The organism is Aquipuribacter hungaricus, assembly GCF_037860755.1.
GTDB classification, from domain to species: domain Bacteria; phylum Actinomycetota; class Actinomycetes; order Actinomycetales; family JBBAYJ01; genus Aquipuribacter; species Aquipuribacter hungaricus.
The window spans coordinates 1-14,722 of sequence record NZ_JBBEOI010000082.1; the positions used below are offsets into that span (position 1 = coordinate 1).

12 protein-coding genes are annotated in these 14,722 nt (G+C 75.1%); 2 read left to right on the forward strand and 10 right to left on the reverse strand.

Annotated features, from left to right (window positions below; genetic code table 11):
• Nucleotides 1-203: 203 nt before the first annotated feature.
• Nucleotides 204-2,516 (reverse strand): diguanylate cyclase domain-containing protein, encoded by a 2,313-nt coding sequence (locus WCS02_RS10340; protein WP_340292750.1) that lies wholly within the window; start codon nucleotides 2,514-2,516, stop codon nucleotides 204-206.
• A 156-nt stretch (nucleotides 2,517-2,672) separates the two neighbouring features.
• Between WCS02_RS10340 and WCS02_RS10345 the strand changes: the two genes are divergently transcribed.
• Nucleotides 2,673-3,440 (forward strand): carbonic anhydrase family protein, encoded by a 768-nt coding sequence (locus WCS02_RS10345; RefSeq protein WP_340292753.1) that lies wholly within the window; start codon nucleotides 2,673-2,675, stop codon nucleotides 3,438-3,440.
• A 12-nt stretch (nucleotides 3,441-3,452) separates the two neighbouring features.
• On the opposite strand, the gene WCS02_RS10350 is transcribed toward WCS02_RS10345, so the two are convergent.
• Nucleotides 3,453-3,866 carry an ATP-binding protein gene (locus WCS02_RS10350; RefSeq protein WP_340292755.1) on the reverse strand — a complete coding sequence of 138 codons (414 nt, stop codon included), beginning with the start codon at nucleotides 3,864-3,866 and terminating at the stop codon, nucleotides 3,453-3,455.
• Nucleotides 3,867-4,195: 329 nt separating this feature from the next.
• On the opposite strand from WCS02_RS10350, the gene WCS02_RS10355 reads away from it, so the two are divergent.
• Nucleotides 4,196-5,509, forward strand: a complete 1,314-nt coding sequence (locus WCS02_RS10355) for an MFS transporter (protein WP_340292757.1) — start codon at nucleotides 4,196-4,198, stop codon at nucleotides 5,507-5,509.
• On the opposite strand, the gene WCS02_RS10360 is transcribed toward WCS02_RS10355, so the two are convergent.
• The 8 genes from WCS02_RS10360 to WCS02_RS10395 all read right to left on the reverse strand — a co-directional run.
• The gene (locus WCS02_RS10360) at nucleotides 5,489-6,343 is read right to left on the reverse strand and encodes a phosphotransferase (RefSeq protein ID WP_340292759.1); all 855 of its coding nucleotides are present in this window, start codon (nucleotides 6,341-6,343) and stop codon (nucleotides 5,489-5,491) included. The two genes, WCS02_RS10355 and WCS02_RS10360, sit on opposite strands and share 21 nt — an antisense overlap.
• Entirely contained in the window at nucleotides 6,340-7,296 is a 957-nt protein-coding gene (locus WCS02_RS10365; RefSeq protein ID WP_340292761.1) for a sugar-binding transcriptional regulator, read from the reverse strand. The genes WCS02_RS10360 and WCS02_RS10365 overlap by 4 nt, the downstream gene beginning before the upstream one ends.
• Before the next feature lie 84 nt (nucleotides 7,297-7,380).
• Nucleotides 7,381-8,385 (reverse strand): NAD(P)-dependent alcohol dehydrogenase, encoded by a 1,005-nt coding sequence (locus WCS02_RS10370; RefSeq protein WP_340292773.1) that lies wholly within the window; start codon nucleotides 8,383-8,385, stop codon nucleotides 7,381-7,383.
• Nucleotides 8,386-8,402: 17 nt separating this feature from the next.
• On the reverse strand, nucleotides 8,403-9,314 hold the full coding sequence (locus tag WCS02_RS10375) for a carbohydrate ABC transporter permease (protein ID WP_340292763.1): 912 nt from the start codon (nucleotides 9,312-9,314) through the stop codon (nucleotides 8,403-8,405).
• Nucleotides 9,311-10,297: a carbohydrate ABC transporter permease gene (locus WCS02_RS10380; protein ID WP_340292765.1), complete on the reverse strand. Its 987-nt coding sequence runs from the start codon at nucleotides 10,295-10,297 to the stop codon at nucleotides 9,311-9,313. The genes WCS02_RS10375 and WCS02_RS10380 overlap by 4 nt, the downstream gene beginning before the upstream one ends.
• Before the next feature lie 129 nt (nucleotides 10,298-10,426).
• Nucleotides 10,427-11,824 (reverse strand): ABC transporter substrate-binding protein, encoded by a 1,398-nt coding sequence (locus tag WCS02_RS10385; protein ID WP_340292767.1) that lies wholly within the window; start codon nucleotides 11,822-11,824, stop codon nucleotides 10,427-10,429.
• Nucleotides 11,825-12,075: 251 nt separating this feature from the next.
• The gene (locus tag WCS02_RS10390) at nucleotides 12,076-13,557 is read right to left on the reverse strand and encodes a mannitol dehydrogenase family protein (protein WP_340292769.1); all 1,482 of its coding nucleotides are present in this window, start codon (nucleotides 13,555-13,557) and stop codon (nucleotides 12,076-12,078) included.
• 158 nt (nucleotides 13,558-13,715) lie between these two features.
• On the reverse strand, nucleotides 13,716-14,722 hold a 1,007-nt coding region (locus WCS02_RS10395; RefSeq protein ID WP_340292771.1), incomplete at its 5' end, for a diguanylate cyclase.

The following is a 14,722-nucleotide window of genomic DNA, read 5'->3' on the forward strand; positions in this document are numbered from 1 at the left end:
GCCCCTCTCCCCCGCCCGGCCGACCGGCCCGGCGCAGGGCCGGTGCCGTCGGGCGCCGGCGGTCCGCCCCGCTGCAGGACCGACGTCGGGGCCGGGGCGCTCGCCACGCCGGGACCGTAGGGGGCGCCGGTGGACGCGAGGTGAACGGCGGGCGTCCGGGGCGTCGGGGCCCTGCAGGGGGCGTCCCGCCGGCGCGCCGGGGCCTACCTCGGCGCGCCGGCCCGGTGCGCCTGCTTGGTCACGTACATCGCCTGGTCGGCGTGGTGGAGCAGCTCGCCGAAGGTCTCGCCGTCGCCGGGGTAGACGCTGACGCCGATGCTGGTGACGACCTGGACCTCGCTCTGCCCGCCGGCCGTGCCGCCGTCCGTGGGCCCGGTGAGCAGGACCGGCTGGCGGACCTGCGCGGCCAGGTGGTCGCCGACCCTCTCGACCTCGGCGCGGCCGGCCGCCGGGTCGAGCCCGGGCAGCGCGACGAGGAACTCGTCCCCGCCGAGGCGGGCGATGAGGTCGGTGCGGCGGACGTGCTGCCGCAGCCGCTGGGCGACCGCGACGAGCAGCTCGTCGCCGGCCGCGTGGCCGAGGTCGTCGTTGACGGCCTTGAAGCCGTCGAGGTCGAGGAACAGCAGGGCCAGGCTGTGCCCGCCGGCCCGGGCGTCCCACAGCGCGGTCTCGACGCGCTCCTCGACGCGGCGCCGGTTGGCGAGCCCGGTGAGGGGGTCCGTCCAGGCCAGCTGCTCGATCCGGGCGAGGTAGCTCTTGGTCCGGTCCCGCTCCTGCGCGAGGGCGCGCTCGGCGTCGACCCGGGCGGTGACGTCGTTCTGGACGCCGATGTACTGCAGCAGCCGGCCGTCGCCGTCGAGCACGGGGGCCAGGTAGATCTCGTTCCACCACGGCTCCCGGTCGGCCCCGCGGTGGTTGAGCAGGGTGCCGCGCCACTCCCGGCGACCGCGGATCGCCGAGCGGATCTCGTCGAGCACGGCGGCGTCGGTGTCCGCGCCCTGGAGGAAGCGGCAGTTGCGGCCCAGCACCTCCTCGGCGCGGAAGCCGGACAGGTCCTCGAAGGCCTGGTTGACGTAGATGAGCGGCTGGTCGGGGCGGCGCATGTCGGCGATGGTCACGCCGCTCGTGGTCGCCGCGAGGGCGCGGTGGAGCAGCGCCTCGCCGGTCGGCGTGGTCCGCAGGGCCGCGGGCTGCGCGGACCCGGGCTGCGCGGTCGTCGGGGAGCCGGCCGGGCTGGTCGGGCCGGTCGGGCCGGCGACGCCGGCCTGGGGGCGCAGGCTGGCGGTGGTGCGCGGGGCGACCCGGGACAGCAGCGCCTGGGCGGCGGCCACGACGGTCCCCCGGGAGTAGGTGAGCGCGTACTCGAACATCCGGTCCGCGTCGGGACCGGTGTCCCCGAGGTCCCGCGCGAGCAGCGCGGCGCTGAAGTGCGGGGCCAGCACGACGACGTCCCACTCGCCGCGGACCGGGTCGGTCGGCGCCAGCGAGGCACCCCGCAGGCCGGGGACGGGCTCGTCGGGCAGGTCCTCCCCGACCGCGCACACGAAGCCGACCCGGTCCACGAGGTCCCGGTAGCGGCCCGTGGTCGCGGGCGTGAAGTGGCGGGCCTCCTGGAAGGTGGAGGCGACGACGGCGGTCTCGCCCAGCCGCATGGCCTCCCGCTCCAGCTGCTTGCTCACCTCGATGAGCAGCGCCTTCGGCGAGCGGCGGAGCACCGTGCCCACGGGCAGCAGCGCGAAGGGGGAGGTCGCCCCCGGGTCGTGGCCGGACGCGGGCGCGGGCAGCTCGAGGCTGCCGGTGCCGTAGCCCTCGGCGGGTCCGGGCTGGGGCCGCCCGAACATCCAGCCCTGGCCCAGCTGCGCGCCGAGCGCGCGGGCGGTCCTCAGGTGGTGCTCGTCCTCGATGCCCTCCGCGAGCAGGCGGGCGCCGGTGGACTCGGCGTAGGCGTTGACGGCGTTCATGATCTGGGCGACCGCGGGGCCGGGCCGCTCCTGGACCAGGCTGAGGTCGAGCTTGACGACGTCCGGTCGCAGCAGCGGCATGAACGCCAGCGACAGCGACTCCGCGCCCACGTCGTCCAGCGCGACGCCCCAGCCGAGCTCGCGGACGCGGTCCACGGTGCGCAGCAGCTCCGCCGGCCGGTTGGCCAGCGCGCGCTCGGTGATCTCCACGACCACCTGCAGGTGCCCGGGGGCACCCTCGGCCAGGGCGAGCAGGTCGTCCAGGGGGGCGCTGTCCAGGACCTCGGGCTCGACGTTGACGAACAGGGTGAGGGGGGCGAGCAGCCCGACCTCGATCGCCCCGCGGAAGGCCGCGGCCCGGCAGGCCTCGTCGAGCTCCGCCAGCACGCCCTCCGCCCGGGCCACGGCGAAGAGCAGGTCGGGGCGCTCGAGGCTGCTCCCGCGGGGTCCTCGCGCCAGCGCCTCGTAGGCCACGACGAGCCCGGTGTCGAGGTCGACGATGGGCTGGAAGACCGAGCGGATGCCGCCCTCGATCACCTGGTGCGCGCTGGTCACTGCCACGTCCTCTCGTAGTGCTGTCGAGGGACGTATCGGCCCGGCGGGCCCCGTCTTGAGCCCGTCGCGACCTCGGCCTGCAGATGGTTGCCACCTGCAACCACCGGCGTAGTGTGTGCGCTCCCAGCACTCCCGTGCGCACAGATTGAGGCCGCCGTGCACCCGTCCCGCCGCTCCGTCCTGACCGTCCCGCTGGCCGCCGCGCTCGGCGCCGCCACGCTGGGCGGCACGTCCGCCACCGCCTCCGGGGCCCCGCAGCAGAGCCCCGTCGACATCCGCACCCGCGACCTGGTGCGCGGGCGCCGCCTGCCCCCGCTGCACGTGCGCTACGACCACCACGCGCAGGTCAGCCTCGCCTACGTCACCCGCGACGCGGGCTCCCCCGACGGCTGCCTGGTCCGCGACGTCGAGGAGACCGAGCAGGCCGGCGTCGAGCCGGGCGCCGGCTGGGTGGTCGTCGACGACGTCCGCTACGACCTGCTCCAGACCCACTTCCACACCCCGTCCGAGCACTCGGTCGACGGGGTCCGCACGCCCATGGAGCAGCACCTGGTCCACAGCAGCGCCGACGGGCGGCTGCTGGTCCTCGCGGTGCTGCTGCAGGAGGGGTCCGAGGGCGAGGCGGACCGCCTGCTGTCGGTGCTGCCCGACGAGTGCGAGGACCCGGTGCCGGTCACCGACGTCGACCTGCGCGCCATGCTGCCCCGGCGGCTGTCCGCGGTCCGCTACGCCGGCTCGCTGACCACCGCGCCCTACACCGAGGGCGTGCAGTGGTTCGTCGTCGGCACGCAGACGGTGAGCGCGGCCGGGATCGAGCGGTTCCGCGAGGTGTTCCCCGAGGGCGACTCCCGCGAGACGCAGCCGCTGGCCGGCCGACGCCTGGTCGCCGACCCGGGCGCCGCGGCGTGGCTGGGCGACGTCTGAGGCGGACGGGCCTCAGCCGGCCCAGCGCAGCGCCTGGGCCGTCCCCGACGAGACGGCGGCGGGGGTCGTGGGGACGCAGAACCACACGACCTTCCCCCCGGGGACCCGGCGGCACCCCCAGAACACCGACAGGGAGTTGAGGAGCTCGACCCCCCGTCCGTTCTCGTCCGACGCCCGGCTCGGCCGGGCGCGGTAGGGCGGCTGGACGGACCCGTCCTCGACCTCGACGCAGAGCACCGGCCCGACGTCGAAGAAGCGGAGGGTGCTCGGGGTGCCGGCGTGGACCACGACGTTGGTCACCACCTCGGTGAGCAGCAGCTCCAGGGTGTCGCCGGCGTCGGCGTCGTGGTGCTCCACCAGCGCCCGGAGCCAGCGGCGCGCCGCCCGGGGGGAGGTCGGCTCGCACGGCAGCTGGAGCTCGTCCACGGTCCTGGCCTCCTGGTGCCGGCACCGGGGAGCGGTGCTGGTGGCGGGGTGGCGCCTCCCGCACCGACCCTCGGTGCACAGCCTGCCACCGACCGTCGCGCTCTGCGGTGCGCTCGCAGGTCCTCGGCAGGGGCGGGCCACCCGTCCGGCGCAACGGCACGGGAGGCGGTCCGGCACCGGGACGAGCCGGCCGGCGCGGGGACGAGCCGGAACAACCCGCGCACCGTCGCGGTTCGGCCCGGGGACAGCCGTGCGGCACGGGCACCGGGGCCACGCACGCGCGCCACCGTCCGGTGGTGCGGACGCCCGAGCCCTGCGAGGACCCACCTGTGACCCAGCACCGCCCGACCGGCACCGCCCCGACGACCGCCGCCCCGAGCTCGGCTCGTACCGCGGCCCCCGTGTGGCCGGCCCTCGCGGCCCTCGCCCTCGGCGGCTTCGGCATCGGCACCACGGAGTTCGCCACCATGGGGGTGCTCCCGGAGATGGCGCGCGACCTCGGTGCGACCGTGCCGGAGGGGGGCCACCTGGTCTCCGCCTACGCGGTCGGCGTCGTGGTCGGCGCACCGACCCTGGCCGCCCTCGGCGCGCGGCTGCCGCGGCGGATGCTCCTGCTGGCGCTGGTGTCCGCGGTGCTCGTCGGCAACGCCCTGTCCGCCGTGGCGCCGTCCTTCCCGGCGCTCCTCGTCGCCCGCTTCCTCAGCGGCCTGCCCCACGGCGCGTACTTCGGCATCGCCGCGGTGGTCGCGGCCTCCCTCGTCACGCCCGACCGGCGTGCCCGGGCCGTGGCCCGGGTCATGCTCGGGCTCACGGTGTCCAACGTCGTCGGCGTGCCCCTGGCGACGGTGCTCGGGCAGCAGCTCGGCTGGCGCAGCACGTACGCCGCCGTCGTGCTGGTGTCGGGGCTCGCGCTGGTCGCCATCAGCCGCTGCGTCCCGCCCGTCGCCGCGCTGGACGGCGCGTCGCCCCGACGCGAGCTGGGGGCCCTGCGCCGCCCGCAGGTGTGGCTCACCCTGGCCGTCGGGTCGGTCGGCTTCGGCGGGTTCTTCGCCGTCTACAGCTACATCACCCCGACGCTGGTGGAGGTGGCGGGCTTCCGCACCGCCGCCGTGCCCGCCGCCCTGGCCCTGTTCGGCGTCGGCATGACGGTGGGCACCGAGCTGGGCGGCCGGCTCGCCGACCGGTCGGTGATGGGGACGCTGTTCCTCGGCATGACCGCCTCGGCCCTGGCGCTGGCCGCATTCTCCGTCACGGTGCACACCGTCGTCGGCGCCGCCGTCACGGTGTTCGTCATCGGGATGACGGGCTCCTCGACGATCCCGGCCCTGCAGACCCGGCTCATGGACGTCGCCGGGGACGCGCAGTCGCTCGCCGCGGCCGGCAACCACGCGGCGCTCAACGCGGGCAACGCGCTGGGGGCCTTCCTGGGCGGCGCGGTCGTCGCCGCGGGCTTCGGCTGGACGTCGCCCGCCCTGGTCGGCGCGGGGCTGGGTGTCCTCGGCCTCGGCGTGCTCACCGTCTCGTACCTGCTCGACCGGCGCGCGGGCGGTCCCGCGGCCCCGGTCGCCACCGCCCCGGTGACCGCACCGGTCGACGCACCGGTCGACGCCACCCCGCAGGGCTCAGCCGCGCCCGTCGGCTGACCGCACGGCACCCTCAGGACCCGCACCGGTCCGGTCCGTCCCGAGGGCCCGCTCGAGCGCACCCTCGGACGCCGCCAGCCAGCGCCGCCCGCGCTGGTCGTGCTCCTGGGCCCGGGGGGTCCAGTACCGGGCGTACCCGGCCTGGCCCCGCTCGGCGCCCGCCCGGACGATGCCGTAGCACCAGCCGTGGCTCTCGCGGGCGGCCTGCACCAGCCTCGCGCGGTCCGCGGCCGGGAGCCCGTAGGCGTCGGCCGCGAGCCTGAGCCGCTCGAGGGCCCGCCCCGACCGGGCGTCGGGCACGTCGTCCGGGTCGCGCAGCGGCACCCAGAGGCGGACCAGCAGCGCCAGGTCCCACAGCGCCGAGCCGGGGCTGGCCAGGTCGAAGTCGATGAGCGCGACCGCCCGGCCGTCGCGGAGCACGACGTTGTCCGGGCTGAGGTCGTTGTGCCCGACGAGCCCCCCGCGGTAGGCCGGCGGCACCTCGGAGCCCCAGACGCGGCCCGCGGGGTCGAAGCCGGCGACGGCGCGGTGGTAGCGGCGCAGCAGGTCCACGACGCCGACGAGCACCTCGTCCGAGGCCGCCCACGCGGGGAACGGCGCCGTCGGCACGTCGCCCTCGACGTAGCTGAGCACCTCGCGGCCCTGCTCGTCCTCGCCCAGGTACCGCGGGGCGCCGTCGAAGCCCTGGTCCTGGAGGTGCCGCAGCAGCGCGTGCACCGCGGGGCTGGCCCGCGTCTGGGGCCGGCGCACGGTGCCGTCGACCCTCACCACGAGGCCGTCGTTGGACGTGCCGCCCCGGAGTACCTCCCCGCCGGAGGCCGCGCCCGGGGTCACGCCCGGGCGAGCAGCGCCCGGGCGACGCTGCTGTGGGTGACGATGCTGTCGACGCACCCTCCCCGGACCGCCGCCTGCGCCGCCTCCACCTTCTCGGTGCCGTAGACGACGCCGATCACCTCCGGGACCGCGCGCAGGTCCGCGTGCCGGACGCAGATCATCCGCTGGGCCAGCGGCGCGTCGACCTCCGCCCCGTCGCCGTCCAGGAGCACCCCGGACACGTCGGCCCGGACACCGAGGGCGCGCAGCTCCTGCCGCTCCTGCTCCGACAGCGCGTCGTAGACCGTGGAGTACGGCGGCTCCCAGCTCCCCAGCCCGACGACGGCCTTGGTGACGGACCGGAACTGCTCGAAGGCGCGGGCGACCTCGGGCTGCGCCCGCAGCACGGTGGCGGTCTGGGCGTCGGGGACGATCATCGGGTAGTGGTAGTAGTACGCGGTCCCGCCGCCGAGCCGGGCCACGTCGCGGACCAGGTCGATGGAGCTGTCGTCGACATCCGGGCGCGACAGCGCCCCCGTGAGCTGGACGACCGCGCAGGGCGCGAGCTGCGTCAGGGCGGAGTTCATCGCCAGCAGCGAGCGGGCCCAGCCGAGGCCGAGGACGTCGTCGGGGGTGACGATCTCCTCCAGCAGCTCCGCCGCCGCGCGGCCCACCTTCTGCATGAGCGCGCCCGGGTGCTCGTCGGGGGTGTCGACGACGATGGCGTGGGTGAGGGAGAAGGCGTCCTGCAGCTCCGCGGACAGCCCCACGGCGACCGTCGCGCCGGGGTGGCCGATCTCGATGCGGACCAGGCCGCTGGCCCGGCTGTCGTCGAGCAGCCGCGCGACCTTGAACCGGCTGATCCGGAACTCGTCGGCGATCTCGCTCTTGGACCGGCCGTCGATGTAGTACCGGCGGGCGATGGAGGCGGCCAGCACCGTCTTGGCGTGCCCGGCGACGGGCTGTGCGGTCATCATGCGCCTCCTGGGACAGGACGGGGTGCTGCGCTGGACAGGCCTCCGATCGTGTCACGGCCCGGCGGCCACGGGCTCCGCGAGCTAGCGGCCCGGCTCGACGACCACCTTGAGGGAGGCAGGGTCGCGGTCGGCGTCCAGGGCGGCACCGACGTCGTCCAAGCCGTACCGGCCGGTGACGAGCCGGTCGAGGTCCACCTGCCCGGAGGCGACGAGGTGCGCCGCGAGCGGCCAGGTCCCGGTGTAGCGGAAGATCCCGGTGAGGGTGAGCTCGCGGTCCTGGATCGTCGCCACGGGAAGCACCATGTCGGCGTCGCCCAGGCCGACGACCACGGCCCGGCCGGCCGGGCGCAGCGCCCCGATGCCGGCCACCACCGCGGCCGCCACCCCGCTGCAGTCGACGAAGGCGTCCACGCCGAGCCCCGCGACCTCCTCGGCCGCGGGGTCGAGCACCGAGGTGGCCCCGGCGCGCAGCGCCGCCTCGCGGCGCTCGCGCACCGGGTCGGAGACGACGACCTCCGCGGCCCCGAACGCCCGGGCGACCTGCGCGACGATGACGCCGATCGGTCCCGCCCCCGCCACGAGCACCCGGTCCCCGGGCACCGTGCCGGCCTTGCGGACCGCCGCGATCCCCACCGACAGCGGCTCGAGCAGCGCCCCGGCGTCGTCGGAGAGCTCGTCGGGCAGGGGGTGGGCGAACACGGCGGGCACCGCGACGTACTCCACGAACGCCCCGTCGACCGGCGGGGTGGCGAAGAACCGCATCCGCGGGCACAGGTTGTAGCGGCCGGCGAGGCACTGCCCGCAGGCCAGGCACGGCCGCTGCGGCTCGACCCCGACGCGCCCGCCGACCCGGTCCGCGTCGACGCCCTCCCCCACGGCGACGACCCGGCCCGACACCTCGTGCCCGAGCACGAGCGGGGCGTCGACGACGTAGTCCCCGATCCGCATGTGCCGCCAGTAGTGGACGTCGGAGCCGCACACCCCGACGGAGGCGACCTGGACCAGCACCTCGCCGGGCGGCACCGCGGGCACCGGGCGCTCCTGGACCTCGACGTGACCCGCCCCCAGCAGCACGCTGGCCCGCATCGTCGCCGGGAGGGAGCTCACTTGACGGCGCCGAGCGACAGCCCCTGGACGAGCTTGTCCTGCGCGGCGAAGCCCGCGACGAGCACGGGCAGGGAGATGACGAACGCCGCGGCGCACACCTGGGCGAGGAACAGGCCCTGGCTGGTGGCGAACCCGGTGAGGTACACCGGGGCCGTCCCGGCCACGACCGAGGTGAGCGTGCGCGCCAGCAGCAGCTCGTTCCAGCTGAAGATGAAGCAGATGAGCGCGGTGGCGGCGATGCCGGGCAGGGCGACCGGCGCGACCACCCGTCGCAGGATCGTGACGAGCCCGGCGCCGTCGAGCTGGGCGGCCTCGAGCATCTCCACCGGCACCTCGGCCAGGAACGAGCGCATCATCCAGATCGCGATCGGCAGGTTCATGGTCGTGTAGAGCAGCGTGAGCAGCGTGATGTTGTCGAGCAGGCCCGTGGTCCGCGCGAAGAGGAACAGCGGCAGCAGGCCGGCGACGATCGGCAGGAACTTGGTGGACAGCAGGAAGAAGAGGACGTCGGTCCACTTCTTCACCGGCTTGATCGACAGCGCATAGGCGGCGGGGATCGCCAGCAGCAGCACCAGGACGGTCGAGCCGACCGACGCGGTGGCGGAGTTGATGAGCGGCGGCCAGGGGTTGCCGCCCCCGGTGATGCCGAAGAAGTTGCGGTAGGCGTCCAGGGTGAGCGGCGCGAACAGCGACGGCGGGTTGGTGGCCGCGTCCACCTCGGAGTGGAACGAGGTGAGGAGCATCCACAGCACCGGGGTGACGAACAGCAGCCCGACGACCCAGGCGAGGACGCCCCACAGCGGGCTGCCCTTCTGCTCGACGCCGCTGCGCCGGCGGGGCCGCTTGAACGAGGTCGCGGCGACGGCGGGGTTGCGCGAGGTCGACGTGGGTTCGCTGACGGTGCTCATCGGGCGTTCTCCTCGTCGAACAGGGACGACACGACGCGCAGGGCGAACGTGGCGATGATGATCGTGCCGATGACAACCACGACGCCCTGGGCGGACGCCAGGCCGTAGTCCTGCCGCTGGAAGAACGTGGCGTAGATCGTGTAGGGCAGGTTGGCCGTCCCCAGCGCCCCGGCGGTCATGATGAACACCGCGTCGAAGTTCTGGACGATGTAGATGCTGCCCAGCAGGCCGCCGAGCTCCAGGTAGCGGCGCAGGTGCGGGAAGGTCAGGTACCGGAAGATCTGCAGCGCGCCGGCGCCGTCCATCCGGGCCGCCTCGACGACGTCCAGCGGCTTGGACTGCAGCCCCGCCAGGACGATGAGCATCATGAACGGCGTCCACTGCCAGATGAGGGACATCTCGACGGCCAGCAGCGGGTACTCCTGCAGCCAGGCGACCTGGGGCGGGCTGCTGGAGCCGAACAGGCTCCAGACCCAGGTGAGCACCCCGTTGAACAGGCCGAACGACGGGTTGAGCAGGGCGTGCTTCCACAGCAGCGCCGCGGCGACGGGGACCACGAGGAACGGCGCGATCATCATCGTGCGCACGGCGCCCCGGCCCAGGAACTTCCGGTCCAGCAGCAGGGCGATCAGCGTGCCGAGGACCAGGCTGACGCCGACGACGACGACCGTGAGCACGATCGTCGTCCACACCGCCGACCGGGTCGAGGCGTTGGTGAAGACGGAGACGTAGTTGTCCAGGCCGGCGAAGCCCCGCTGGTCCGGGCGCAGCGCGTTCCAGTCCATGAACGACACGATGATGGTGACGAGGAACGGCAGCTGGGTGGCCACGACGACGAGGACCATCGCGGGCAGCAGGGGCAGGCGTCGGCGCCTGGCCTCGCGCCGGCTGCGGGCCGCCGCGCCCTGCGGCTGCTCGTAGGTGGTCCGCTGGCGCGGGGTGAGGTCGGGGGCGTGGACGGGTGTGGCCTCGGTCGGGCTCATGGGCACTCCTTCGTGGCGGGTCCCCGACGCCGGCGCCCGTGGGGGACGCCGGCGTCGGTGGTGCGACGTGGCCGGAGGAGGTGGGGCGCCCCCGGCGGGGCAGCGGCCGCGGCCGCTGCCCCGTGCTGGCTACTCCTTGTTCGCCTCGCCGGCTTCCTGGGCGAGCTGCTGGCCGTTGTCCAGCGCCTCCTGGACCGTGGTCTGCCCCGCGATGGCGGCGCTCACCCCGAGAGAGACCTCCGTGGCCATGCCCGCGAACTCCGGGATGGCGACGAACTGGATGCCGGGCGCGGGGCGCGGCTGCACGCCCGGGTCCAGCGGGTCGGCCGAGGTGATGGCCTGCTGCGTCTGCTCGTAGAAGGCGGCGGCGGCCTCCTGGTACTCGGGGTTCTCGTAGGTCGAGGCGCGCTTGCCGGCCGGCACGCGGGCCCAGCCGAGCTCCTCGGCGACGAGCTCCTCGTACTCCTGCGAGGACGCCCAGGAGATGAACTCCCACGCGGCGTCCTTGTTGGTGGAGGACTCCTGGACGCCCCAGGCCCAGCTGTACAGCCAGCCCGAGGAGTCGGTCTCCTTGACGGGGGCGGGGGCGTAGCCCATGAGCCCCTGCACCGGCGAGCCGTCGGCCTCCAGCGAGCCGGCCGCGGAGGTCGCGTCGTACCACATGGCCACGCCGCCCTGGGTCATGGCGTTGAGGCACTCGGTGAAGCCGGCGTTGGCCGCCCCGGGCTCGCCGTGGGCGGTGACCAGGTCGACGTAGAACTGGGTGGCCTCGACGAACTCCGGGGAGTTGACCTGGGCGTCGAAGTTCTCGTCGAACCAGGTGCCGCCGAAGGTGTTGACCACGGTGGTGAGCGGGGCGAAGACCTGGCCCCAGCCGGACTGCCCGCGCAGGCAGATGCCGTCCATGCCGGGACGGACGCCGTCGGCCTGCTCGGCCAGCGCGGCCACCTCGTCCCAGGTGGGGTTCTCGGGCATGACCAGGCCGGCCTCCTCGAAGACGTCGGCGCGGTACATGAGGAACGAGGACTCGCCGTAGAACGGCTGCGCGTACAGCGAGCCGTCCTCGCCGCGCAGCCCGTCGGCGATGGGCTCGAGGATGTCGCCCTGGTCGAACTCGGCGTCCTCCTCGACGTAGCTGTCCAGGTTGGCCAGCCAGCCGTTGGAGGAGAAGAACGGCACCTCGTAGTTGGAGATGGTGGCCACGTCGTACTGGCCCGCCTGGGCCGAGAAGTCCGTGGCGATGCTGTCGCGGACGTCGTTCTCCGGCAGCACCGTGAAGTTCACCGTGATGCCGGTCTCGGCGGTGAAGTTCTCCTCGGTGAGGGTCTGCAGGTCTTCCATCTGCGGGTTGTTCACCATGATGACGGAGACCTCGCCGCCACCCCCGGCGCTGTCCCCGCTGGCGTCCCCGCCCGCGGCGGCGCCGCCGTCGGAGCTGCCGCCGCCGGCCCCGGCGCAGCCCGCCAGCGCCACGGTGAGACCGGCCACGATCAGGGAGGCAGTGCCTGCACGTCGACGTGCTGCCATGCGTGTTCCTTCTTTCGGTCGGGGGCCCGGCCCGCTGGCCGGTGCCGTCGCTCGGGTGCCGTTCCACCGCTCTCCTGAGCCCTCTGTCCGCTCAGATGTGCAGGCCATTCCTAGGACGCGGCCCGGGTGCTGTCAAGGGCCGCGAGCAGCTCGAGACCTGTCCGTGATGCCCCTGACCTGCGGCTCCGCGCCACGAGGGGTCGCCGACGACCAGCCGGCCCCCGGGGGCAGGCTGGTCGCGGCGGGCGCCCTCAGGCGGGGCCGACGAGCGCCTCCAGCGTCGCCCGGGCACCGTGCGCCCGCAGCGACGCGAGCGCGCCGGCGTAGGCCTCGGTGAAGCGGGGGTCGTCGACGAGGTCGCCGAACAGGTCGCGGTCGCGCAGCAGCGCCAGGGGGTCCTCGTCGTGGCGCGCGGCCGCGGCCATGACCTGCTCCTTGAGCCGGTCCACCACCTCGATGGGGTGGCCCTGCTCGTCGACCCCCTCGGCGTAGCGGGCCCACGAGGCGATGACGAGCGCACTGTGCCCGACCTCTCCCCCGGTCCGCAGGTTCTCCGCGACGACCGGCACGAGCCAGGTGGGGATCCGGTCCGAGCTCTCGGCGGCGAGCCTGGCGAGGGTGTCCCGGACCTCGGGGTTGGCGAAACGGTCGACCAGGCCGTGGCGGTAGGCGTCCAGGTCCACCCCCGGCACCTCGGGCAGCGTGGGGCTGCCCTCGCGCTCCATGTAGCCGAGCAGGAACCGCCGGAACAGCGGGTCCGAGGCGGCCTCGTGGGCGTAGCGGTAGCCGGCCAGGTGCCCCAGGTAGGCGATGGCCTGGTGGCCGACGTTGAGCAGGCGGAGCTTCATGAGCTCGTACGGCTCGACGTCGTGCACCAGCTGGACGCCGACCTCCTCGAGCGGCGGCCGGCCGGAGGAGAACTCGTCCTCGACGACCCACTGGGCGAACGGCTCGCACACCACCGGCCAGCCGTCCTCGATGCCGGTGCTGTCCGTGAGCTGCTGGACGTCGTCGGGGACCGTGACCGGGGTGATGCGGTCGACCATCGAGCTGGGGAACGAGACCTCGGCGAGCATCCAGTCGGCCAGCTCGGGGTCCAGGAGCCGGGCGAAGGCGGCCATCATCCGCCGGGCCACGTCGCCGTTGCCGGGGATGTTGTCGCAGGACAGCACCGTGAACGGCGGCGTCCCCTCAGCGCGGCGGCGCGCGAGCGCGGCGACGACGTAGCCGAACGCGGTGCTCGGCACCGCGCCGGGGACCAGGTCGGCGGCGATGGCGGGCGACCCGGCGTCGAACTCCCCCGTCACCTGGTTGACCAGGTAGCCGCCCTCGGTGATCGTCAGGGAGACGATGCGGACGGCGGGGTCGGCCATCTGGCCCAGGACGGCCTGCGGGTCGTCCGGGGCGAGCAGCGCCCTCACCACCGAGCCGACCACCCGCGGTTCCCGGCGGCCGTCGGGGTGCTTGACGACGAGGGTGTAGAGGCCGTCCTGGCGCTGGAGGGTCTCGATGATCCGGCGGTCGTGGGGCAGGACGCCCACCCCGCACAGCGCCCAGTCCGTGCCGAGACCCCGGGCCATGAGGTCGTCGAGGTAGGCCGCCTGGTGCGCGCGGTGGAAGCCGCCGACCCCCAGGTGGACGATGCCGACCCGCAGCGCGCCGCGGTCGTAGCCGGGGACCGGGACGGCGGGGTCGAGGGAGGCGACGGTGGCCTGCGACAGGGCGGGGCTCACCGGTGCGCCCCCTGGTGCTGCCGGCCGTGCGTCGATGCTGCTGGGCTCACCGTCGTCCTCCGTGGGCTGCGGCCACCTGTCCACGGGTGCTCAGATGAGCAGCCTGGGTAGCGTTATGAGCATAGGAGTGCGCACCGGCGAGCGTCAACGACCCCGCGTCACCGACCCTTGCTGGACCGGCGGGCCGGCGGGCGGGGGCCCTCGGCGCGGTCGCGCCCGCCCGCCTTGGCGCGGTACAGCGCCCGGTCGGCCTCCCCGACCAGGGCGAGCGCGTCCGCGAGGGGACCCGGCAGGGCGCTGCCGGCGTAGCCGATGCTGAGCGAGACCGTGGCCCCGTCGCCCCCGCCCGGGTGGGGCAGGCCGGCCGCGCGCAGCCTGTCGAGCACCCGGTCGGCGACGGCGCGGGCGCCCTGGACGTCGGTGCCGGGCAGCAGCACCGCGAACTCCTCGCCGCCGACGCGCGAGACGGCGTCGTGCCCGCCGCGGACCGCCTCGGACAGGCAGCCGGCGACGGCGCGCAGGCAGGCGTCGCCCGCCAGGTGCCCGGCGACGTCGTTGTAGAGCTTGAAGCGGTCGACGTCGCACATGAGCATGCTCACCGGGCGCCCCGTCGCCCGGTGCTCCTCCCAGGCCCGGGCCAGCGCGGCGTCGAACGACGTCCGGTTCTGCAGGCCGGTGAGGCCGTCGACGAGCAGGGCCGCGCGCAGCCGCGCGTTGGCCTCCTCCAGCTCCGCGGTCCGGGCGGCCACGAGCCGCTCGAGCCCCACGGCGTGCTCGGTGAGGGCGTCGGTGCGGGCCAGGCTCGCCAGCGCGGCGGACAGCCCCTGCTGCAGCGCCTGCCCGGTCCACCGGTCCCCCGGTGCGACGTCGTGGACGAGGACGCCGGTCTCCTCCTCGCCGTCGGTGAGCAGGTGGACCACGAGGGTCCCGGTGCCCAGGGCGGCGCGGTGCCCGGCGGGCAGCAGCTGCTCGGGACGGTAGGGCTGCCGGTCGACCAGGACCCCGTCGCGGCCGTCCTGCGCGTGCAGCAGGCGGACGGTGCCGTGGCTGGTGCGGCCGACGTACGCGCGGCGCACGTCCGTGCGGGGCAGCAGGGCGGCGAGCCCCGCGGCCAGCCCGCGCTCGCTGGTCGCGCCGAGCAGGCCGTGGGCCAGCCCGAGCAGCT